The sequence below is a fragment of the Arthrobacter sp. DMZ02-1R genome (assembly GCF_057747935.1).
In genome coordinates, this window is record NZ_CM173230.1 from 4,174,149 (window position 1) to 4,193,320 (window position 19,172).

The following is a 19,172-nucleotide window of genomic DNA, read 5'->3' on the forward strand; positions in this document are numbered from 1 at the left end:
AGCCCCGAAATAGCGCGACTCGCCGTGTCGCAAGCGCTTTCCAGTACCAAAAGAGGGGAAAACGGTCCGGGGCAACCGGAGCGCGAAGTCGCGCTAGCCGGCCACGCCGTACAAGCGGTCTCCTGCGTCGCCGAGGCCCGGAACGATGTAGGCCTTCTCATTGAGCTTCTCGTCAATCGAGGCGAGAACGATCTTCACGTTGGCCTCGGAAAGCTCTTCCTCGAGCTTGGCCAGGCCTTCCGGGGCGGCCAACAGGCAGATGCACGTGACGTCCGAGGCGCCGCGCTTGAAGAGGAACTTGATGGCTTCGCTCAAGGTGCCGCCGGTGGCAAGCATGGGGTCCAAAACGAAGATCTGGCGGCCGGTGAGGTCCTCGGGGAGGCGCTCGGCGTAGGTGATGATGTCTAGGGTTTCTTCGTCGCGGGCCATGCCAAGGAAGCCCACTTCGGCAGTGGGGACCAGCTTGGTCATGCCTTCGAGCATGCCGAGGCCTGCGCGCAGGATAGGGACTACCAGGGGCGTCGGCTTGGTGAAGGCGGTACCGATCGCCTTCGTGACGGGAGTTTCGATCTCCACCGGTTCGGTCCTGACCTCGCGGGTGGCCTCGTAGGCCAGGAGGGTGACAAGTTCTTCGGTGAGTTGCCGGAAGACCGGTGAAGGAGTGTTCTTATCCCGCAGAATGGTGAGCTTGTGAGCGACCAGCGGGTGGTCCACGACGAGTGTGCGCATGAGTCCAAAACTATCATTGAGGCATGAGCACCAACGAGCCCTATCACGCAGAGCACGCGGCCTGGATGGGCCTTGCCTTGGACGAGGCCCGCTTGGCACTCGATACGGACGATGTGCCGATCGGCGCGGTGGTTCTTGGGCCCGACGGCGGTGTGCTGGGTGCCGGAAGGAACGAACGGGAAGCGCACGGCGACCCGACGGCGCACGCTGAGATCGTCGCGATCCGCGAGGCGGCCGCCACCCTGCAGCGCCATGCCCTTGAACTCGGCGAAGGTGGCGATGGTTGGCGGCTCGAGGACTGCACACTCGTGGTGACGCTGGAACCGTGCGCGATGTGTGCCGGCGCCATTGTGTTGGCCCGGATTCCGCGGGTGGTCTTCGGCGCATGGGATGAGAAGGCCGGTGCCGCCGGGTCGGTGTTCGATATCTTGCGCGAACGCAGGCTCAACCACTGGGTGGAGGTCTACGCAGGCGTGCGCGAGGATGAATGCTCGGCCTTGCTGCGCGATTTCTTCGCGGCCCACCGGAAATAGCAGCACCCCAGGCGCATTGGCCTTGAGCTCTTGAAATCTCCGGGTGTTGGACGTCAGATGGTCTCAGACAGCACGCCTGAGGAGGACCTCATGACCGTCTCTTTCAACCACACCATCGTCTACGCAACGGACAAACGCCGTTCCGCGGAGTTCCTCGCCAAGGTATTTGGGCTCCCGGAGCCGCAGCCCGTGTGGTCCTTCATGACAGTCTCCCTTGACCACGGTGTGGCCCTCGATTTCGCCGCCACGGACCGGCCCATCTCCCCGCAGCACTATGCCTTTCTGGTCGGCGAGGACGATTTCGACGGGATCTTCGCGAGGATCCAGGCTGAGGGGATCCCCTACTGGGCGGACCCAGCGCGGTCCCGCCCGCAGCAGATCAACCACAACGACGGCGGACGTGGCGTCTACTTCGCGGATCCGGACGGGCATTTCCTCGAGGCGATCACGCGACCGTATGGATCAGGTGCCGCATGAGCCAAGTACGCGTCACTGCCATGGTGACCGGCCGCGTCCAGGGCGTCGGTTTCCGCTACTCGACAATGCATCAAGCCCGACTGTTGGGACTGTCCGGAGAGGCGGCCAACCAGATGGACGGCTCGGTGCAGGTGATCGCAGAGGGTGATCGCGAATCGGTCGAGTCCCTCTTGGAATGGCTGCAATCCCGGGACGCGCCGGGCCGCGTAAAACACGTGGATGCCACCTTCACGCAAGCCACCGGCGAGTTCTCCGGCTTCTGGGTGGACTGAACCCACCCTTGGACTGAACCCACGCCTGAACTGAACGCGACCTAAGCGTTTGCGGTGTTCGCCTCATCCAGGGCATCGATGCGTCTCTGCCGCGAGGCCGGCGAATCCAGGCTGAACGAGCGGAAATCACCGAGATCCTCGCGGATCCAGCTCTCCACCTCACTGATGCGCTGGGTGACGGCCGCGGTGGGCTTGTCGAACGTCCAGGCTGCGATCCTCTCCTTGCCCGGATCGTACTGCCACAGCCCAATGATCCGTCCCCGGTCCAGGATCGGGTGGTCGGACAGGTCCGCCTGCAACGCCAGCGTGGTGTCGAGAACCTTCCGGCCCCGATCCCCTTCAGCCAGCATGTCCGCAGAGTTCCTGCGCAACAGCACCAAAGAGTCCGTCCCGGCCAGAAGCTGGATCTGTTCCTCCTGAGGTGCCTTGAACGCGGAAAGGAGTTCGACGTCGTCGGGCAGCATCCACAGCGGCTCGCCCGCCGCGGTGGTCACCTCGGTGGCGGCGACCGCGGCCATGGCCGCCTTGCTCTGGGCGACGGTGAAGCCCGTGAACCATTGGCTCTGCTTGGACGTCGCACCACCGGTCCACCGCAGGTACCGTTCGATCAAGCGTGCGCGGGCGGCGTCGTCGTGGATGGGGCTAGGCGGCAACACCCACGACGTGTAGGCGTAGCGCTGCTGGTCGAGGCGGCCATTGACAGGGACGCGGCGGATGCGGCCGTCGGCTTGCAGGAGGCCCAACGCCGTGGGAAGGGTGGTGGCCGCGCCCTTCTTCTTGCCTTCTTCGCCGAGGCTGCGGACGGATTCGCCGAGCTCGTCCTTGAGTTGCTTCGGATCCATGGGGTCGCTGGACTCCATGAGGGTGTGCAGGACCTGCTCTTCGAGCAGGGTGATCTCACCGCGTTCGACGCCGAGCCGGGCCAAGACCTTGAACGGCGCCACTGCGGCGTCCCGGCCCACCTGGAGGCCCCAGGCGAAGTCGTTCCGGCCCAGGACATAGGTGCAACCGCGGGCTGTGGGGAGCTCGTGGATTCTCAGCTCCGCGACGTCACGGTCCACCTGTTCGCGCCTGATCCCGGCCCGGGCGAAGAGCGTCAGGTAGGGGTTTGCGCCACCCACGGAACGGGCCCAGCCGGCGTGGTCCAGGACCTCCTCGGAGGTCCTGCCGGCTAGCGAGCCGTCGAGGCCCTGCCGATGCCACGCCCAGGCGCGGAGCAGTTCCGGAGTGAGCGTTTGGGTGGAAAGCACGGCGGACGTCATGGCCCCATTCTGCACCGTTTGCTCGGCATCCGGGCAGTCCCGCGCGAGCTAGCGATCGAAATCCAACGAGAAGCCTGCCCAGGCGTCGGGATGCTCGCGCAACAGGACGTCGACGCCGGCGAGCGCACCGCCGTCGTCGCTCTCGCGGACCTTGGTGGCAACCGCCTCGGCGATGAAGCGGGCCAGGACCTCCGTGGTCGTGAGCTGCCCGGCGAAGTCGGGGTGCTCGTCGAGGTTCCTGTAGTTCAGGGGATCGAGCACCTCGTCCAAGATGGTTTCGGCAGCACCGATGTCCAGCACGATCGCGTCGTCGTTCAGCTGGGCGCGGCGGAACGTCACCTCGGCCACGAAAGTGGCTCCATGGAGTCCCTGGGCCGGCCCGAACGATTCCCGCGGAAGGCTGTGGGCGATCATGAAATGGCGGCGGACGGTGAGGCTGAACATCGTTAGGCCTGGTTTCCTTTGGAGTAGGTAATGACATGGCAGAGATCGTCCAGCTCGCCGTTTTCCAAGCCTTCGAAGACCTCGGGTAGCTCCTCGAACGGCGACTCTCCGGTGAGGAACGCGTCGAACACCGGGTCCGTCAGCAAAGACACCGCCAGCTGCAGCCGCTCGCTCGACGTCCGCCGATGCCGACGCGAACGCGCCACCACCCCGACCTGGCTGGCGCGGATGGATAGGCGCCGGGCGTGGAAGTCCTCCCCCAGCGGCAAGGAAACAGCCCGGTTCCCGTACCAGGAGAGTTCGATAATCTCGCCCTCGTCACCCGCTAGCTGCAGGCTGCGGGCCAATCCTTCGTCCGTGGCCGAGCAATGGAACACGATGTCACAGTCCTGCTGTGCGTCGTCCGGAAGCGCGAATTCCACGCCGAGGGATTCCGCGAACCCGCGCTTGCCCGGGTCCGTCTCCACGAGTTGCAGGCGCCCCAGCGGGAAGCCGCGCAGGAGCGCTGCGGTCATGCCGCCCACCAGTCCGGCCCCGACGACGGCGATCCTGTCACCGAGGCGGGGCCCGGCCTCCCAGAGGGCGTTGATGGCAATCTCCGCGATACCGGTCAGCACGGCGCGGCGTGGCGGCACGCCGTCGGGTATCCGGGTGAGTGAGGTGACGGGCACGACGTATCGATCCTGATGCGGATGCAGGCAAAAGACGTTCTGGCCGATCCAGTCTTCGGGGCCTTCTTCAACGACGCCAACCGACAGATATCCGAACTTGACCGGCCCCGGAAAGTCTCCCGTTTGATGGGGTGCACGCATGGCCTTCGCAATCCGTGCCGGCACGTGCGCTTCGTGGACCACGAGTTCGGTGCCCCTGCTGATACCCGAATACAACGCTCGAACCAAAGCCTGGCCCTGCGACGGAGCCGGAAGCTCCTCACGCCGAAGTTCACCTTGGCAGGGGCCCACGGTCCAGTAGGCCAATGCCGTTTGCGTGTGGCTGTTCTGCGGTGCGTGTTGTGGCGCGGGCTGCGGGAGACTCATCGTGTCTGTGAATCTAGCCCTGCGGCTGCGATTGCGGAAGGGATGGGCCTTTGGACGGGCGGCACTTGGGAAGGGCCGGGGCCGGCCATTTACGGCGGGACCGGCGGGACCGTTTTGGGGAACAGGCCTTCACTCCGGTACCCTATTTCAGTTGGTGACGTGTCCGAGCGGCCGAAGGTGCAACACTCGAAATGTTGTTTGGTGTCAAAGCCAACGTGGGTTCAAATCCCACCGTCACCGCCGATTGAAAGGCCCCTGCTTCCCTTTGTTTACAAGGGAACGGGGGCCTTTTGCTTTGCCGGAATCAGGGTTTTGGGCACATTTTGGGCACATTCGCCAGGGACACTGCATGGTCCAGGGCGTCCGAAACGCTGTCCAAGTCCCCGTCAAACAGGTCCGCATAGATGTCAAGGGTCATGGCCGCCGAGCTGTGACCGAGCATTCTTTGTACCGCTTTGACGTTCGCGCCGGCTGATACAGCAAAGCTGGCGGCTGAATGCCGGAGGTCGTGAGGGGTGATTCGTGGCACCCCTGCTCTCTTCACGGCCCCTGCGAACCAGCTCATGTTGTCATCGTGCACGCGTGCGAGGCGGAGGTGATGGCCATTCTCGCCGGGAAACACGAGATCATTCCTGTCCTTGTTTTCACACTGCTGTGCCAGGGGCTCAGCGAGGAATCGCGGGAACGGCACGGTTCGTTTCTTGTGGTTCTTTGGCGTACCTACTTCGATCACCGAACCGACCTGAACCGCGTTTTCCTCAATCACGAATCGACGCCGCAACATGTCCAGATGCTTGACTCGCAGTCCAGTCGCCTCTCCCCACCGCAACCCGCAGTAGGCAAGCACGAGAACCAGTGTCGGATATTTACTGGCTGCGGCGAGTGCATGCACTTGCTCGTGACTCAGGTAGACGTGCGGCTTCTTGATCTTGCGCGGCAAGGTTACGCCCCGTGCTGGATTACTCAATGTTCGACGGTCGCTCACGGCGTCATTCGGAATGGCCGCCAAGACTCCGTAAGCGCGGATTACAAGCGTTGCCCCCTTCGGTTTCCGGGGCGGGACAGCGCTCTGATCTCCCTTCGTCAAACCTGAGACCCACTGCTGCACATCTGTCTTTCGGATGTCAGAGACTGCCGCACCGCCCCACACCGGCAGCACATGATTACGCCAAGCCGACTCCACCGGCCGCAATGAAGATGGCTTCAAATGGGTCTGCCGTGACAACCACGCCTCTCCAAGCGGACCTATAAGGGCCTTGGCGGCTGCCGCATCTATGAACTCCCCGCGGGCCTTGGAAACCTCAACACCGGCGAGGAATAGTTCGGCATCCCTCTTTGTCCTGAATCCGCGCTTCTTAGTCTGTACCCGGTCAGGCTTCCGGTAGCGGACCTGATACCGGCGCCCGGCCCGCGTCTCATAGGGTTCGATCGTTGCCATCGCCGAATTGTTCTTTCGCTGCGTTCTGATCAACCAGAGTCCTGATAATCGCGCTGAGCTCGTCCACTCGTGAACTGAGGTCCTTGAATGACAGCGCACCAATTTTGGCATTCCCTGCCGGGACGAAGTCCGGGCGAAGCCCCAGCGCGTAGTCATCGCTGCCGACCTCGCTGTCGATCGGGGTTACGCCGTCCGCCCACTCCCAAACCCGTACTATGTCAGCCGGATCAGCTCCGGTGACGGCCACCGGCTCGTCGAGCGACTTGGGAAACAACAGTGCATTTGGGTTCACGCCCAGGACTACCGCCAGGGCCACGAGATCATCAACATCAACCCGCCTAACGCCGGCCTCGATCTTCTGTATTCCGCTCGCGGAAATTTCGTGACCGACGCCCCTAAGCCTTTGCTGAAGCTCCCGCAGGGTTACATTCCCCCGCAAACGCTTCAGGTTCCGAGCGACGGTCTTGCCGGTTGGACCAATGTCATGTCCTCGCAGCCGCTCTCCGCTATGTACCATATAAGAAACAATACACGCTATATAGACAACAAGCGTAATTAGCAACTTTGCATCTAATATGACGAGTCGTTCACGGGAGGGAATGAGGCTTCATGGAATCGGAACTGCTGACCGCGGCGGAGCTGGCAGCCAAGCTTCACAAGACGGCGCCCGCATTGGCGCAATGGCGCTACAGAGGGATGGGCCCTAAGTTCGTGAAAGTAGGCAGCGGTGTCCGCTATCGGGCCAGCGATGTAGAGGCATGGCTCGATGCACAGACACGCTCTCAGACAGGCCAGGTAATTCCTAGCGTCTAGAAGCCGGGATTCTTGATCAGACGTTCACGAACGGCGTCATCGCGTACGCACGTCATCGACGTTTAGCTGGATGAACAGGCCTCTGTGGGTTGACATCGCATCCCGGCCTCCCATGCTCGCCGTCCCCGCCGCTCAGTCAAGGGCGCGTCCGCGTCACTGCGTGATGGGCCTACGGCCCACCCTTGACGGCGCGCCGAGGACGGACATAACCGGCCTCTATCGGGATGCGGGCAAGACTGAAATGGTCTAACGGGGCGTACAACTGGATCCAAGCGGAGCGGGAGGAGGCGGCAGGTGTCGTGTCTTGCGGTCAATCGCCGGGATCTGCGGGGTTGAGCCCGAAAAGGCGGCGGGCTGACAACTCAATTGAAAATCCTCCAAAATCCGTTAGCCGCCGACAAGCTAAATGCGAAAACTGACATCTGGAACGAGAATCGGCTCATCACCAACGCAACGGCAACAGCCGCCGAGCGCAGACATCCGCATCGGCTACGCCCGCTGCTCCCCACCCAGGAACTCCAGTCCGAGCTCGATGCCCTGACCGCGGCCGGCATCCCGCGGGAGAAGATGTTCGCCGAGAAGGTCTCCACTCGCGTGCACGTCCTCCCGAAGTTCGAGACCGCCCTGCAGGCCTGCCGTCAGATCAAGGCCCACGGCCCGCACTGCCGGGTCATCCTCACCGTGTACGAGATGAAGCGGCTCGGCCGCGCCTACCGCCTGCTTCCTGATCATTCACGCCGGGTTGTCTGGCTGGTATCGATAGAGTTTCACGGGGTCTGATTTGAGGAATAGTGTGCGCTGGTTGTCAGCGGCCTGACGGAGCCATAGCAGGCTGCCATCGATTGACATCATGTCGATGTGGCCGGCCGCGAGGATTTGTCCGTTTTGCCGTATCTGCACGTTGGTTCCGGGTGCAAGGGTGGACCAGTTGCTGACCGGTTCCGGTCGCGCGGGCCGTTTCATGGTCGTCCTTTGAGTCAAATTCGGTTTGTGGCGTCGGAGGGTGCCGGATGGTTGTTGGCCATCCGGCACCCTCCCGCGCAAGGTGCTGTTTCCACGCCCGACTTTCGGGCTGCCTGTTGCGATGGGATGTGGAGCAAGCCCCCCGGCGTGCCGACAGGTGCCGGCAGACGTTTTGCAGCGGTGCGGAGAACAGTTCTCAGAACCCTGATGACAGCTTTGGGTCCTTCAGGAGTAAAGCTTGGGTTGGTACCGTTTTCGCAGTTTGGGTCTGGGTTTTCTAGGCGAGGTTTCCCGCGCGCCGGCCGAAGACGCACCCGGCGGCAAGTCCGGACCCTCCGGGGTAGTTCGCGCTGAAGAGGCCGCCGAGCATCTCACCGGCCACGTAAAGGCCCTCGATGTGCTGCCCTTGCTGGTTCAGTACCCGGCCGTGAGTGTCTGATTTGAGACCACCGAATGTGAACGTGATTCCGCAGGTGACGCCGTAGGCGTAGAAGGGGCCTGTTTCAAGCGGCGCGGCCCAGTTGCTCTTTACCGGTTCTGTTGCGGCGACCCGGCCATCCTTGATGTTGGGGTCGAAGGGGACGGTGCGGTCGATGGAGTTGTTGAAATCGGTGACCGTTTTCGAAAGGCTTTCGGGGTCGATCCCGATCTTGGAAGCGAGTTCTTCAAGGGTGGCTGCTACTTCCACCGAGATGCCGGGCATATCGTATTCTTCGTTGCGGAGCATCGGGCGGAGGGTTGCGTCGAAGAGCTGGTACGCGGCGGATCCGGGCTGCTTGAGGATTTCCTTGCCGTACTTCGCATAGGTGTAGTTCCGGAAGTCTGCCCCTTCGTCCAGGAAGCGTTTGCCTTCGGTGTTGACGATGATGCCCAGCGGGTAGCTCTGGCGCGTCAGCCGGTTGGTGAGTTCGCGGTTGCTTTCATTGGTAGGGGTGAACGCGTCCCACTGAACACTGTGGCAGGTGCCCCAGTCACCGCCCTTTGCTGCGCCGATTTCCAATGCCGCGGCGATCATGTCGCCGGTGTTGTACGGGGTGCCCCGGACCTTGGCATTCTCCCAGCCTTCGCCCAGATACTCCCTGCGCAGCTCAGGATCAGCTTCGAAACCACCGGCGGTGAGGATCACCGATTCGGCTGTCAGCTGCACCTCTCCATCGACCGTGGACGCCACAACGCCGGTAACGCGCCCGGTGTCAGCGACAAGGCGCCGAGCCGCATGATCGTACCTGACGTCAATGCCAAGCTCAGCGGCGACCCGGGTGTGGTCCTCGATCAGGCCCTCACCGCCGCCAACGTTCCCGACATGCAGTCCGCCCCAGAACAGGTACGAACCATCGGCCCGCTCATATGACTGCCGCTCATACATCAGCCGGTATTTCAGGCCCAGCTGGTTCAGCCAGCGGAGGGTCGGCTGAGCCTCCTCCACCAGAACTTTGGTCAGTTCGGGGTCGTTGCGGCCCTCGGTGACCTTCGCCAGGTCTGCGGCGTACTCTTCAGCCGAATATGGCGGAACAGTGGTTTTACCGTGGCGGTCATCGGGCTCGACCCATTCCTGCAGGTCTTCGAGGCCGTTGTGGGCGATTCGCGTGGCTCCGGCAGTGTAGAAGCTGTTGCCCCCGGCCATGTCCTTGCTGCCCTTTTCGAGCAGGATGACTTTCCGTCCACGGACCGCCGCGGCGTGGGCCGCTGTGAAACCCGCATTGCCTCCGCCGACGACGATTACGTCGGCGCGGGCGGTCTTTGCAGGTGCTTGGTCTCGTTGTTCGACCATCGTTAGTTCTCCTTTGTGTGCATATGTATACATCGCTGGGTGGAATGGAACCCCCACGAGTGGGGGCATCTTCAGGGCCCGCATCGCGCCAAAATGCTTGCCGACTCCTCGGAACTCAACGACGGTGTCCGTCTCCGTGATCGCTGTCATGATCTATCTCCTTTGATGGAATACGACTGTATACAGTGAAGTACAGTGTTGCACCGTGATACTGATCACGGCAAGTACCAGTGACTTTTCATCGGTCCATAGGGGCCCATGCCTGGAGCTATCCCGGTGCGGCAGATCAGCCGCGGCGGCGAGGGGACGGACCTGGAAACGGCAACGCAAAGAGCACGCTCCAAGGAGCGTGCTCTTGGCGTTTAGTCAGCTGTCTCGAAGACTTAGGTAAGTTGGCGGTCTGGGGGGCTTAATAAGAGGCTGATTTCCGCAACAAGTCGAGCCGTATCCTGCGAGCTGTCTCCATGTGTTCGCGAGCTGTGCTCCGCGCGGCACTTTCGTCACCGTCGGAAATAGCCGCGACCAACTTTGCATGCTCGGCGAGGGCCTCTTCCCAACGCTCACCTACGGACAGGGTGGAGTGCGGTGTGCGGATGAGGTGGGTCGACAACCGCTGCAGGAGATCCTGAAGGACCGGATTATGTGCAGCCGCCCAAACCGCCGCATGAAACTCCATGTTTGTTGATGCCATCGTCCGGTCATCAGGGTTCGAAAGGGCCCGGTCCCGTTCGACCAGACCTTCCAGTTGCATAATGTCCGTGATCCCCCGGGAACGGGCGGCTTGACCGGCCGCCTCCTGTTCCAAAAGAATGCGCATGTCATAAACCTGGATGACTTCCTGCGGCGTCGCCTGATGAACCTGCAGTCCTCGGGCGCCGCGAACCAGAAGGCGCTCATGCTGCAGTCGACGCAGAGCTTCACGCACCGGGGTGCGGGAAACGCCGAAGCGCTCCCCCAAAGTAACTTCCCGCAAAGGTGTCGCCGGAGGGATCACACCCGCCAAGATTTCCGAACGCAGCTGAGCGTAGATCGAGTCCCCGTCGTGCCTCATCGTTGCAGAATCAGTTGACACAACTTTCCTTCCCCCGTGCCAGCCGGAAGCGAGAGACACCCCCTAATTACGGCCCGCCGGTTCACAGACCGGACCAAGCCCGGAAACTCATAATATTTGATTGGATACGGTTGTGTCCAAGGTCTACCGCGCGTTTGGCTGAGAAGATGATCTAGGAGTCAGCTTCTGAGTCAAAGCCTCCGCCCTAAAGCCCAGCGTTCTGCTGGGGATCGCAGTCGTCGTGGTCACCTTCGCAATTCACATGCCAGAAGCATCTTGATCGTAGCCCCGGACCCACGCCGGCGGGGCCGCGGCTACAGGGCTCATGATCGCATTCCGGGCCCTGGGAACCCCCCGCCATTCCGGCGCCCTAAGCTCAACAACGACACGACCGTCCAAGGTCCCCCGGCCCGGAGACGTTGCCCTGCAATGAGGCATCAAGGCAGCACACCGCGGCCATTTAGCGCTGGGGAAAGACGGCCATAAACCGCTGCGATTCATACTGACGGGGCTCAAACCACCCCGGCAGGATGTCTCGAAAAACTGTCGTTTCCCAAGACAGCAGCGGATACGATCCCTGCAGTGCGTTTCTCTTTCTGCGTGACCATTGATGGTCTATTTCTTTGGATGGCGCTGGTGTGGGTTTCGTGCAGGGCCGGACATTGGTGTTTCCCAACGCCTGACCGGCACGGGGGAACAATTTAACGATTGGGGAATTTGATGAAGAAGATGCGTGGAACCCAGTGGCTGGCCGCTTTTGCCGGTCTTGCCGTCCTACTAGGCGGCGCTACGGGCTGCACGGCCGGTCGGGCCATCACTGCGACGAGTACTGCGGCGGCTCAGGCTTCGGAGAGTGCGCCCTCGACGACGGCCCCAGCTTCGCAGAGTGCTTCAGGGGCGGCTGCAATTTCGCAGAGTGCGCCTGCGCCGGCGGTGGCTCCATCCGTCCAGGCGGATGCATACGCGGGATGGAAGGCGTTTACGTCGCCCCAGGCAGGGTACACGCTGAAATACCCCTCGACTTGGCTACTGCAGACAAACGGGAGCGCGGATGGAACCGAGAACGTCCATCTGAGGAGCCCCGGCGGCCTTGAAATCACGGCATGGAGTTTCACCAAGCAAAGCGCTTACGGGACGGACGCCTTCAAAATGAACCCCAGGGGTTCGTGCGGCGCCCAGTGCCTCACCACCAACAGCAAGACCGGGCTGTCTATCCCCAACTACGGGCCCGCCAGCGTCCTCTACACGACCGCCGGCGCAGGCGGAGGAACGATCAACGAAATACTTATGGCCACAGCCGAGGGCGCCCTGTACATAGGTTCCCCCACCCACGCGGGCTTCTACTCCACGTTCACCGGCGTCTTCCAAGGCCGAAGCCAGGAGCAGAACACCATGCAACCTGCCGCAGATTTCGCCGCGGAAAATGACGTCAAGGACGCCGAAATGATCTACCGGTCCCTGTCCTACTGACCCCAGAGCACCTGGACCCGCCGAGGTACCGGCCGGCCACGACGCCGAGCTCCCTCGGAAATCCTGACGGTGTCGCGAATGCATGGCCGAACCAGACGCGCGCCGCTTACATTTGCCGTCCGTTGAGCATCCTCCAGCGACGTGAGGCGGAGCCCGGCAAACGGGATGCAATTCCCTTTCAGGCCGGATTCAGTGACCCGAGAACCGCAGTAGCATCGTCGGCAAGACTGACCCGCCTCAAACCTTCACTTTTCCATCCGGTTAAGGTTCCTTGAACGGACACGACACCGCCATTTACCGATGACAGAACAACGCCAGATACCGCTGCGATTCACACCGCAACTGGAAGCAAGGCTCATGTTTGTCTCACGAACGGTCGTTCGCAAGAAATGCGTCTCGCCACACCCTCGCCGTGCATTTCGGCACTCGGCTGAGGGAGAGATCGTCAACCAGCTCGCTCTCGTGTTCGAGCCGGTTGACGGTGACCTCATCCCTGCGCGGTGGGGCGCACGACGATCTCTCCGACGTCGACCCCGTCGGGTTGTTCGATCGCGAACGCGATGGCCCGCGCGATCGCCGAGGCCGGCATGGCAATGCTGTCGATGGACTTCTGGAGGTTGGCGCGGATCTCCGGATTCGTCACTCCGCTCGCTCCCTCGGTAGAGGTCATGCCTGGCGTGATGAGGGTAACGCGCAGGTTGGCTCCGGCCTCCTGACGGAGGCCTTCGGTGATGGCGCGGACGGCCAGTTTGGACCCGGCGTACACAGCCATCGTGGGCACGATTTTGAGGGTTGCGGTGGAACCGGTGTTGATGATGTGGCCGAAATTCTGGGCGCGGAACACCGGCAGCGCTGCGGCGATGCCATAGAGCACGCCCTTGACGTTGATATCGATCATCGCCTCCCAGTCGTCCACTCGCAGTTCGTCGAGCGGGGATATGGGCATGACGCCGGCGTTGTTGATGAGCACGTCGAGGCGCCCGAATGTCTCGGTGGCGAGTTTCACGAATGCAGTGACGTCGTCTCCTCGACTGACGTCGACGGCGGCGTACACGGCCTCGCCGCCTGCTGCCGCCAAGCGCCAGCGGCGGCTGACCGGGTCGATGAGATGGTCCTCTCGCTCGACACCAAAGGCCTGACGACCGGCGAGATCAGCGCCCATTTCGCTGAGATCTACGGCGCATCGGTGTCCAAGGAGACGGTCTCGCGGATTACCGACCGGGTGCTTGAGGAGATGGCGGCGTGGCAGAACCGGCCGTTGGTGAGGAGCTGCCGAGGGTTGAGGCGACTCCTCACCGTCTGCACAATGTCAGTGCGACGACATCATGGCGAGGATTTCGTCGTATTTGCCGTCCGCAGTGGCGTGGCGAAGAAACTTGACGTTCTCGACCAAAATCTCTTTCGCATCGGGTTGCTGCTCGAGGAGACCGACCACCTCGTCGAGAAAGAGGTCCAGAGGCATCGCGGTCACGCTGTCCTCTTGGTTCATGAGAGCCGTCCGCACAGCCGGCGGGACAAGTTCGATCACCTGGACCGTGGTGTCGGCAAGCTGTACGCGAAGAATCTCGGTGAACGCGTGAATGGCGGCCTTCGTGGCGTTGTACGTCGGAGTGTATGGCAATGGCACGAAAGCCAGGCCAGACGAAACCGTCATGATCGTCGACGATTCCTGCACGGTGAGGTGCGGTGTGAAAGCGGCGATGAGACGAACAGGGCCCAGCAGGTTCGTATCCACGGTGCGCTCGGAGATCTCCAGGAAGTCCGGGGTGTGCAGATCCTCCGGAAGCATGATCCCGGCCATCGGGATCAGCACGTTCAGATCCGGGTATGTCGCCAAGAGCTGTTGCTTCGCTGCAGCGATGGATTCACCGTTTGTGGTGTCGATTTCGATCGTGTGCATGCCGGGGTGGTCATTCTCGATGTGTTCAAGCAATTCTGTGCGACGACCGCCGATGATAACGGTGTTTCCGAGTTCGTGGAAGCGCAGTGCGAGGCCGAGGCCGATTCCCGACGTTGCGCCGGCGATGAAAATGGTGTTTCCCGCGATGTTCATGATGACCTTTCTGTTCGTTGGAGCTGGGGGCTGGGGGTAAGCAGGCCTGCGAAGCCCATGCGGCGGACGAAATCGTCGCGAAGAGCGGTGATGTGGTCGTTTGCTTCGCTCACACCTTCGCCGGTGAAGTCGACGACGCTGCGCAGGGGCTTCTGCCCAAACGGGAGAGCGAGGATCCGCTTTATCTCGGCGGCGACGGCAATGGGGTTCGGGTCGACGCCGGGAGCGAAGAGACCATTGGTTGCCTCTTCCGTGCGGGCCACGAGCGGGTCGAGCGCCGAATACGCGGAATTCACGGCGGTGTCGCTTGCCCTGCTGGCGTTGGGGAAATGGGATGTGCCCTGGGTGAAGGCGCCGGGCATCACGATCGATGTTTCGATGCCCAACGGGTTGAGCTCCATGGATGTGCACAGTGCGAGGAAATCGAACGCGGCTTTCGAGGCAACGTATGGCCCCATAAATGGCGGAGTGGTGATCACGGTGGTCGAACTGACATACAACAGCGTTCCCGCACCTCTGCTTCGCAGGTGCGGAAGGACCGCGCGATTCACGCGTTGAATACCGAAAACGTTGATATCGAACAGATGCGCGATGTCTTCGGCGGTGAAGGCCTCGACGTAGCCAATCGTGAGGTGGCCCGCGTTGTGTACAACGGTATCGAGATGCCCGACCTCGGACAGTATCGACGATGCTGCAGCATCAGCGGACTCCTGCGACTGCACGTCGAGCTCGACAACACCCAAGTCTTTCCCTGGCGCGGACGCGACCAGACACGCAGCCTTCGATGCGTTTCGTCCTTCGGGACTGCGCATGCTGGCATAAAAGTGTGGCCCGCGTTAGCGAGGGCCCGAGCCGTGAGAGCACCGATCCCCGTTGGCGCTCCGGTGATGAGAACGACAGACACTTCTTCCTTTCAACACTGACAATCAATTGGCCGGATAGGCCGGGGCAATCCTTGAGCCATAGGCCGCCTTATGTTTCGCTCAGTCGTTGAGATGGAGGCCGTCGACCCACTCGATGACTGTGCTGGCGTATTCGTCTGGGGCGTGACCGTGCATAGAGTGAGGCATGGTCGGGAAGGACTTGTAGGTGAAGCTGTTACCCGCCTGCGTCACCAGTTCCTCGACACGGCGCACTTGAAGGTCTGAGATGGCGCCCATTACCGTGCCGGTCGACTCGTCAACGACGTGGAAGTGGTGGGTGAACAACACGGGCACTTTCACCTGAGCAAGCAGGACCGCGTGGTCGCTCGACGCGGTTGCGATCCCGGATACGAATGCGGCTCCCCACTCGGGGTCGTATTCCTTCAGGTCCTGCGGGGGTCCGATCGGCGCATCCCCGGTACCGGCCGGTGCCATCGCTTCCAGTCCGACAAGGATCGACCCGGGCAGCTCGCGTGGCATCGCCGCCAGCATCCCGTCCCAATCGCCAATGGACCACTGGGGTCCGAGCCACTTGTGCCACAACGAAAACATCGGCCCGATCCCCTGTCGGATCGATTGTCCGAACGACGGGTTCGCTTCGGAGGCGAAGAGGGGTGCGTCTTCGTAGACGGCTGCCCGGATCTGGCCAGGCTTGGCATATGAGGAGAGCCATGCCGAGATGGTCCCACCAGACGACAGGCCGGCCACGATCGTCGGGCGGCCGATGACAAGGTCGATGAAGCGGACTAAGTCGTTCCCGAATATGTCAAGGGTGTAGCGACCCGGTGTCCAGGTGGATCGACCCTGCCCTCGAAGGTCAACAGCAAATACTTGGAACCGCTCGGAGAGGATGCGCATGGCCGCCTCGTATCCCCACCACGACTCCGTCTGCGCCGGGATCAGAAGAAGCGCCGGCAAGCTCACATCGCCAAGCGTGGCGTAGTTCATCCGGATCTCACCGAGGTCGACAGAGTGCTCGGCCACCCTGTGGGAAATGAAGATGTGCTCATGCTCGGCAGCCTCAATGCGCAGGCTCATGCGGAGATCCCGACCGTCTTGCTCGCAGCAGCCCAGAGAGTCGAGGCAGCGGTGCTGTCGAGACCGGCCTTTCCTGGCTTGCGCACCTTGGGGTAGCCCTTGATGCTGCCCAAACCGTTGGGACCGACGTACGCGTTTCCTGCCACGTCCTGCGTGGCGGCAAAGAGTGTTGGGAGAGCGCCGTGCTCGGGGTCATTCAAGAGGAACGAGAACCGGTTGATTGCGTTCGATGACGAATGGGCGGCGAGGGTGGTGGTGGCAATGCCGGGGTGGGCGACGACCGACCGAACTTTCGATCCGGCCGCGTCAAGACGACGTTGGAGTTCGAGGGAGTAGAGCGCCACCTGCAGTTTGGAGTCGTTATACGCGTCCATGGGTTTGTACGGACGAGCCTCCCAATTCAGGTCGCCCGTGTTCACGTGCCCCATTCGGTGAAGCTGGCTTGTGACCCAGACGATTCGGTCGGTGATGTTCGGAAGCAGAAGGCTGGTGAGCAGGAACGGACCGAAGGAGTTTGTCGCGGTCTGGGTGTCAAGACCGTCAATGGTCCGCGTCAGCGGGATATCCATGACGCCTGCGTTGTTGACCAGTATGTCGAGTGGCTCTGTCCAGTTCGCAGCGAAAGCCCGGACGCTGGCCAGGTCGGATACGTCGAGTTCGCGGACTTCGACGTCGCCCACCATGCCCTGTCGAACCGCGGTTCCCTTGGCAAGGTCTCGCACGGCCATCACAACATGAGCTCCGACCCGAGCCATCTCTCGGGCGGTGATCAAACCGATACCGCTCGACGCTCCGGTCACGACTACTGTCTTGCCTGACATGTTCGGCAAGTCAGCCGCGGTCCACTTCGCCATCGTGCATCTCCATTCCCTGTCGCCGCTCGTGCGGCTGCATAGCTAGTTGACCCCTTCTGCTCGCTGGTAGCCAGTGCTCGTCTATCCACTGCACGAAATGCACTGGCTAAGGGATGCACGAACGGGCGCCAGTTATCGAACAGGAACCTGCCGATCCACTGCACGACAGACCGTGGATAGCTTCTGGCCGACGGGCGATACTTAGGAACATGGACCTCCGAGCCTTGGCTGATTTCTTGCGCGCACGTCGCGATGCCCTTCAGCCCGAAGATGTCGGTCTTAGTCGCGGACCGCGACGGAGGGCCAACGGCTTGCGGCGTGAAGAGGTCGCCGAGCTTTCCGGGATGTCCGCCGACTACTACGCGCGCCTCGAGCGCAGCGGCGGACCTCAGCCGTCGGAGCAGATGGTTGCCGCGATCTCCCGCGGTCTGCGATTGTCGCTCGCCGAGCGTGATCATCTCTTTCAGCTCGCCGGTCACAGCGTCCCGAAATCGATTCAGCGCAGCGACCACATCAACCCGGGCCTGATGCGAGTACTCGGTCGGCTCACCGACACTCCCGCGCAAATCATGAACAATCTCGGCGAAACGTTGGTGCAGACGCCGCTCGCCGTGACTCTCCTCGGCGAACAGACTCGTTTCGAAGGGGCGCGTCGGTCGAATATCTATCGGTGGTTCACAGAGCCAGAGTCGCGATCGATCTACGCCCAGCCCGACCTCGAGCACCTTAGCCGGGTATTCGTCGCGCAGCACCGGCACGCCTTCACGCAATACGGGCCGGATTCAAAGGCCGGCTGGATCACGAAGCTGTTGCTCGACGAGAGCAGTGAGTTTGTTCAGCTATGGGCGGACCACCAGATCGGGCTCTTGCACTCGGAGGAAAAGCACTTCGTGCATGCCGAGGTTGGCGATGTTTACCTGACTTGCCAAACTCTTCTGGATCCAGACCAGGAGCAGTCCCTCCTGGTCTTCACAGCCACGCCCGGGTCGCCAAGTGCCGAACGGATGCAACTTCTCGCAGTGATAGGCAACCAGAAACTCTCCGACGCACTCGGGTAGAAGGATCGCGGATGGGACCTCATTGCCCCCAAGGCGGTGCAACCCCACAGCGCAAGCCGACTCTGCGACTAGATGGTTCCCACAAGGTGGCGGGTATTGCGCCCGAGCCTGTCCAGCTTCCACACCACCACCTCATCTCCGCGGCCGAGACGGTCCAGCATCCTACCCAACTCCGGACGGCTTACCCGGGTCCCGCTGATCCGGAGCGCCGCCGGCTCATCAAAGGTGACAAGACAACTCTGGCCGTAGCGTATGAGGCATCCCGCCCGGGCAGTTTTCCGGGCAGGCCAAATGGGAATCCGAAACAGCCGCAATCGCGAGCTCCCGAGGGTCGCGCCGGCTAATTAGCGAGGCGTCCGGTGGAGGACCGTCTAACGGGCGGTTCGCAACCTGGGGCCGGCCCACCGATGTCATTTTCCGAAGTCGTCTGCACGGAACGTCAGGAGTCCTCTGCACTACAGGAACAGCTCATCGGGGGCGGGGCGGGTCGAGCAAGGATCCAGCGGGCCCGCCTGATTGGTGGTGCGGTTTGACTAATTCGTTGGTGAGGCGTGCATGCCACAATGAGGCCCATGACTCGAATCCTCATGATCGGCATCCACGCGCGAGCCCTCGACTATAGCAAGCTGCCTCCTGGCCTCGACGAGGCCACAATGACCGAACGGATCGAAGCGGGGTTCGGGGCCACTACGGCCGCCGGCTTCGACGCCGTCAACTGCCTGATAGGCACCTCCCTGGACGAGGCCGAAGCAGAGATTCGCTCGGCGTTCGGTCGTGATCGTTTCGGCCTCGTGATGATCGGGGGCGGCATCAGGATGATCCCGGAGTACACCGAGCTCTTCGAACGGATCATCAACGTGTGCAATGCGGAATCGCCCGGAATCACCTTCTGCTTCAACACATCGCCCGAGACGACTCTGGACGCGTTGGAGCGTCACGCCCAGCCGTGAACGTCTGCGACGCGATCCGGTGCGTCGACTAGCCTC

The 19,172-nt window shown here is 62.1% G+C and carries 22 protein-coding genes, 1 tRNA gene and 2 pseudogenes; 10 read left to right on the forward strand and 15 right to left on the reverse strand.

What is annotated here, in order from left to right; genetic code table 11:
• Window positions 1–93 precede the first annotated feature (93 nt).
• Window positions 94–729 (reverse strand): uracil phosphoribosyltransferase, encoded by a 636-nt coding sequence (upp, locus tag AC3ANQ_RS19825; RefSeq protein WP_488302613.1) that lies wholly within the window; start codon window positions 727–729, stop codon window positions 94–96.
• A gap of 23 nt (window positions 730–752) precedes the next feature.
• Here upp and tadA point away from each other — a divergent pair, with 23 nt between their 5' ends.
• From tadA to AC3ANQ_RS19840, 3 genes are all read left to right on the forward strand, one after another.
• Window positions 753–1,262, forward strand: a complete 510-nt coding sequence (gene tadA / locus AC3ANQ_RS19830) for a tRNA adenosine(34) deaminase TadA (protein ID WP_268025327.1) — start codon at window positions 753–755, stop codon at window positions 1,260–1,262.
• Window positions 1,263–1,352: 90 nt separating this feature from the next.
• Entirely contained in the window at window positions 1,353–1,739 is a 387-nt protein-coding gene (locus AC3ANQ_RS19835) for a VOC family protein (protein ID WP_488302614.1), read from the forward strand.
• The gene (locus tag AC3ANQ_RS19840; RefSeq protein ID WP_488302615.1) at window positions 1,736–2,011 is read left to right on the forward strand and encodes an acylphosphatase; all 276 of its coding nucleotides are present in this window, start codon (window positions 1,736–1,738) and stop codon (window positions 2,009–2,011) included. The genes AC3ANQ_RS19835 and AC3ANQ_RS19840 overlap by 4 nt, the downstream gene beginning before the upstream one ends.
• 41 nt (window positions 2,012–2,052) lie before the next feature.
• On the opposite strand, the gene AC3ANQ_RS19845 is transcribed toward AC3ANQ_RS19840, so the two are convergent.
• Genes AC3ANQ_RS19845 through AC3ANQ_RS19855 form a run of 3 tightly spaced genes read right to left on the reverse strand, consistent with a single transcriptional unit; the run spans window position 2,053 to window position 4,754 of the window.
• On the reverse strand, window positions 2,053–3,273 hold the full coding sequence (locus AC3ANQ_RS19845; protein WP_488302616.1) for a DNA glycosylase AlkZ-like family protein: 1,221 nt from the start codon (window positions 3,271–3,273) through the stop codon (window positions 2,053–2,055).
• 48 nt (window positions 3,274–3,321) lie between these two features.
• Window positions 3,322–3,717 (reverse strand): 6-pyruvoyl trahydropterin synthase family protein, encoded by a 396-nt coding sequence (locus AC3ANQ_RS19850; protein ID WP_488302617.1) that lies wholly within the window; start codon window positions 3,715–3,717, stop codon window positions 3,322–3,324.
• A 2-nt stretch (window positions 3,718–3,719) separates the two neighbouring features.
• Complete coding sequence (locus tag AC3ANQ_RS19855) at window positions 3,720–4,754, reverse strand: zinc-dependent alcohol dehydrogenase (protein WP_488302618.1); 1,035 nt, start codon at window positions 4,752–4,754, stop codon at window positions 3,720–3,722.
• 153 nt (window positions 4,755–4,907) lie between these two features.
• Between AC3ANQ_RS19855 and AC3ANQ_RS19860 the strand changes: the two genes are divergently transcribed.
• Window positions 4,908–4,994 (forward strand) — tRNA-Ser (locus AC3ANQ_RS19860).
• A 64-nt stretch (window positions 4,995–5,058) separates the two neighbouring features.
• On the opposite strand, the gene AC3ANQ_RS19865 is transcribed toward AC3ANQ_RS19860, so the two are convergent.
• The 3 genes and pseudogenes from AC3ANQ_RS19865 to AC3ANQ_RS19875 form a co-directional block, all read right to left on the reverse strand.
• Window positions 5,059–5,721 carry a tyrosine-type recombinase/integrase gene (locus tag AC3ANQ_RS19865; RefSeq protein ID WP_488305378.1) on the reverse strand — a complete coding sequence of 221 codons (663 nt, stop codon included), beginning with the start codon at window positions 5,719–5,721 and terminating at the stop codon, window positions 5,059–5,061.
• Window positions 5,722–5,850: 129 nt separating this feature from the next.
• A pseudogene (locus AC3ANQ_RS19870) lies at window positions 5,851–6,192 on the reverse strand (Arm DNA-binding domain-containing protein); the annotation flags it as partial.
• Window positions 6,170–6,709, reverse strand: coding sequence for a helix-turn-helix domain-containing protein (locus tag AC3ANQ_RS19875; protein WP_488302619.1), 540 nt, complete (start codon window positions 6,707–6,709; stop codon window positions 6,170–6,172). The gene AC3ANQ_RS19875 and the pseudogene AC3ANQ_RS19870, both read right to left, overlap by 23 nt.
• Before the next feature lie 92 nt (window positions 6,710–6,801).
• On the opposite strand from AC3ANQ_RS19875, the gene AC3ANQ_RS19880 reads away from it, so the two are divergent.
• On the forward strand, window positions 6,802–7,005 hold the full coding sequence (locus AC3ANQ_RS19880; RefSeq protein ID WP_488302620.1) for a helix-turn-helix transcriptional regulator: 204 nt from the start codon (window positions 6,802–6,804) through the stop codon (window positions 7,003–7,005).
• Between the two features lie 366 nt (window positions 7,006–7,371).
• Window positions 7,372–7,785 (forward strand): recombinase family protein, encoded by a 414-nt coding sequence (locus AC3ANQ_RS19885; protein ID WP_488302621.1) that lies wholly within the window; start codon window positions 7,372–7,374, stop codon window positions 7,783–7,785.
• 460 nt (window positions 7,786–8,245) lie between these two features.
• Here the strand turns inward: AC3ANQ_RS19885 and tcuA are convergent, their stop codons facing one another.
• Complete coding sequence (gene tcuA, locus AC3ANQ_RS19890; protein ID WP_488302622.1) at window positions 8,246–9,739, reverse strand: FAD-dependent tricarballylate dehydrogenase TcuA; 1,494 nt, start codon at window positions 9,737–9,739, stop codon at window positions 8,246–8,248.
• Window positions 9,740–10,148: 409 nt separating this feature from the next.
• The gene (locus tag AC3ANQ_RS19895) at window positions 10,149–10,790 is read right to left on the reverse strand and encodes a GntR family transcriptional regulator (protein WP_488305379.1); all 642 of its coding nucleotides are present in this window, start codon (window positions 10,788–10,790) and stop codon (window positions 10,149–10,151) included.
• A 720-nt stretch (window positions 10,791–11,510) separates the two neighbouring features.
• Here AC3ANQ_RS19895 and AC3ANQ_RS19900 point away from each other — a divergent pair.
• On the forward strand, window positions 11,511–12,260 hold the full coding sequence (locus AC3ANQ_RS19900; protein ID WP_488302623.1) for a hypothetical protein: 750 nt from the start codon (window positions 11,511–11,513) through the stop codon (window positions 12,258–12,260).
• Window positions 12,261–12,747: 487 nt separating this feature from the next.
• Here the strand turns inward: AC3ANQ_RS19900 and AC3ANQ_RS19905 are convergent, their stop codons facing one another.
• On the reverse strand, window positions 12,748–13,422 hold the full coding sequence (locus tag AC3ANQ_RS19905) for an SDR family oxidoreductase (protein ID WP_488302624.1): 675 nt from the start codon (window positions 13,420–13,422) through the stop codon (window positions 12,748–12,750).
• Between AC3ANQ_RS19905 and AC3ANQ_RS19910 the strand changes: the two are divergent.
• A pseudogene (locus tag AC3ANQ_RS19910) lies at window positions 13,411–13,464 on the forward strand (hypothetical protein); the annotation flags it as partial. The gene AC3ANQ_RS19905 and the pseudogene AC3ANQ_RS19910 sit on opposite strands and share 12 nt — an antisense overlap.
• Before the next feature lie 105 nt (window positions 13,465–13,569).
• Here the strand turns inward: AC3ANQ_RS19910 and AC3ANQ_RS19915 are convergent.
• The 4 genes from AC3ANQ_RS19915 to AC3ANQ_RS19930 form a co-directional block, all read right to left on the reverse strand.
• Entirely contained in the window at window positions 13,570–14,313 is a 744-nt protein-coding gene (locus AC3ANQ_RS19915) for an SDR family oxidoreductase (protein WP_488302625.1), read from the reverse strand.
• The gene (locus AC3ANQ_RS19920; RefSeq protein ID WP_488302626.1) at window positions 14,310–15,125 is read right to left on the reverse strand and encodes an SDR family NAD(P)-dependent oxidoreductase; all 816 of its coding nucleotides are present in this window, start codon (window positions 15,123–15,125) and stop codon (window positions 14,310–14,312) included. Before AC3ANQ_RS19920 ends, AC3ANQ_RS19915 begins: the two co-directional genes overlap by 4 nt.
• Before the next feature lie 171 nt (window positions 15,126–15,296).
• A complete protein-coding gene (locus tag AC3ANQ_RS19925; RefSeq protein ID WP_488302627.1) occupies window positions 15,297–16,274 on the reverse strand; it encodes an alpha/beta hydrolase in 978 nt (325 codons plus the stop codon).
• Window positions 16,271–17,128 carry an SDR family NAD(P)-dependent oxidoreductase gene (locus tag AC3ANQ_RS19930; protein WP_488302628.1) on the reverse strand — a complete coding sequence of 286 codons (858 nt, stop codon included), beginning with the start codon at window positions 17,126–17,128 and terminating at the stop codon, window positions 16,271–16,273. Before AC3ANQ_RS19930 ends, AC3ANQ_RS19925 begins: the two co-directional genes overlap by 4 nt.
• Window positions 17,129–17,337: 209 nt before the next feature.
• Here AC3ANQ_RS19930 and AC3ANQ_RS19935 point away from each other — a divergent pair, with 209 nt between their 5' ends.
• Window positions 17,338–18,186, forward strand: a complete 849-nt coding sequence (locus AC3ANQ_RS19935) for a helix-turn-helix transcriptional regulator (protein ID WP_488302629.1) — start codon at window positions 17,338–17,340, stop codon at window positions 18,184–18,186.
• Window positions 18,187–18,254: 68 nt separating this feature from the next.
• On the opposite strand, the gene AC3ANQ_RS19940 is transcribed toward AC3ANQ_RS19935, so the two are convergent.
• Window positions 18,255–18,500 (reverse strand): recombinase family protein, encoded by a 246-nt coding sequence (locus AC3ANQ_RS19940; RefSeq protein WP_488302630.1) that lies wholly within the window; start codon window positions 18,498–18,500, stop codon window positions 18,255–18,257.
• 258 nt (window positions 18,501–18,758) lie between these two features.
• Here AC3ANQ_RS19940 and AC3ANQ_RS19945 point away from each other — a divergent pair, with 258 nt between their 5' ends.
• A complete protein-coding gene (locus AC3ANQ_RS19945) occupies window positions 18,759–19,136 on the forward strand; it encodes a hypothetical protein (protein ID WP_488302631.1) in 378 nt (125 codons plus the stop codon).
• Window positions 19,137–19,172 lie beyond the last annotated feature (36 nt).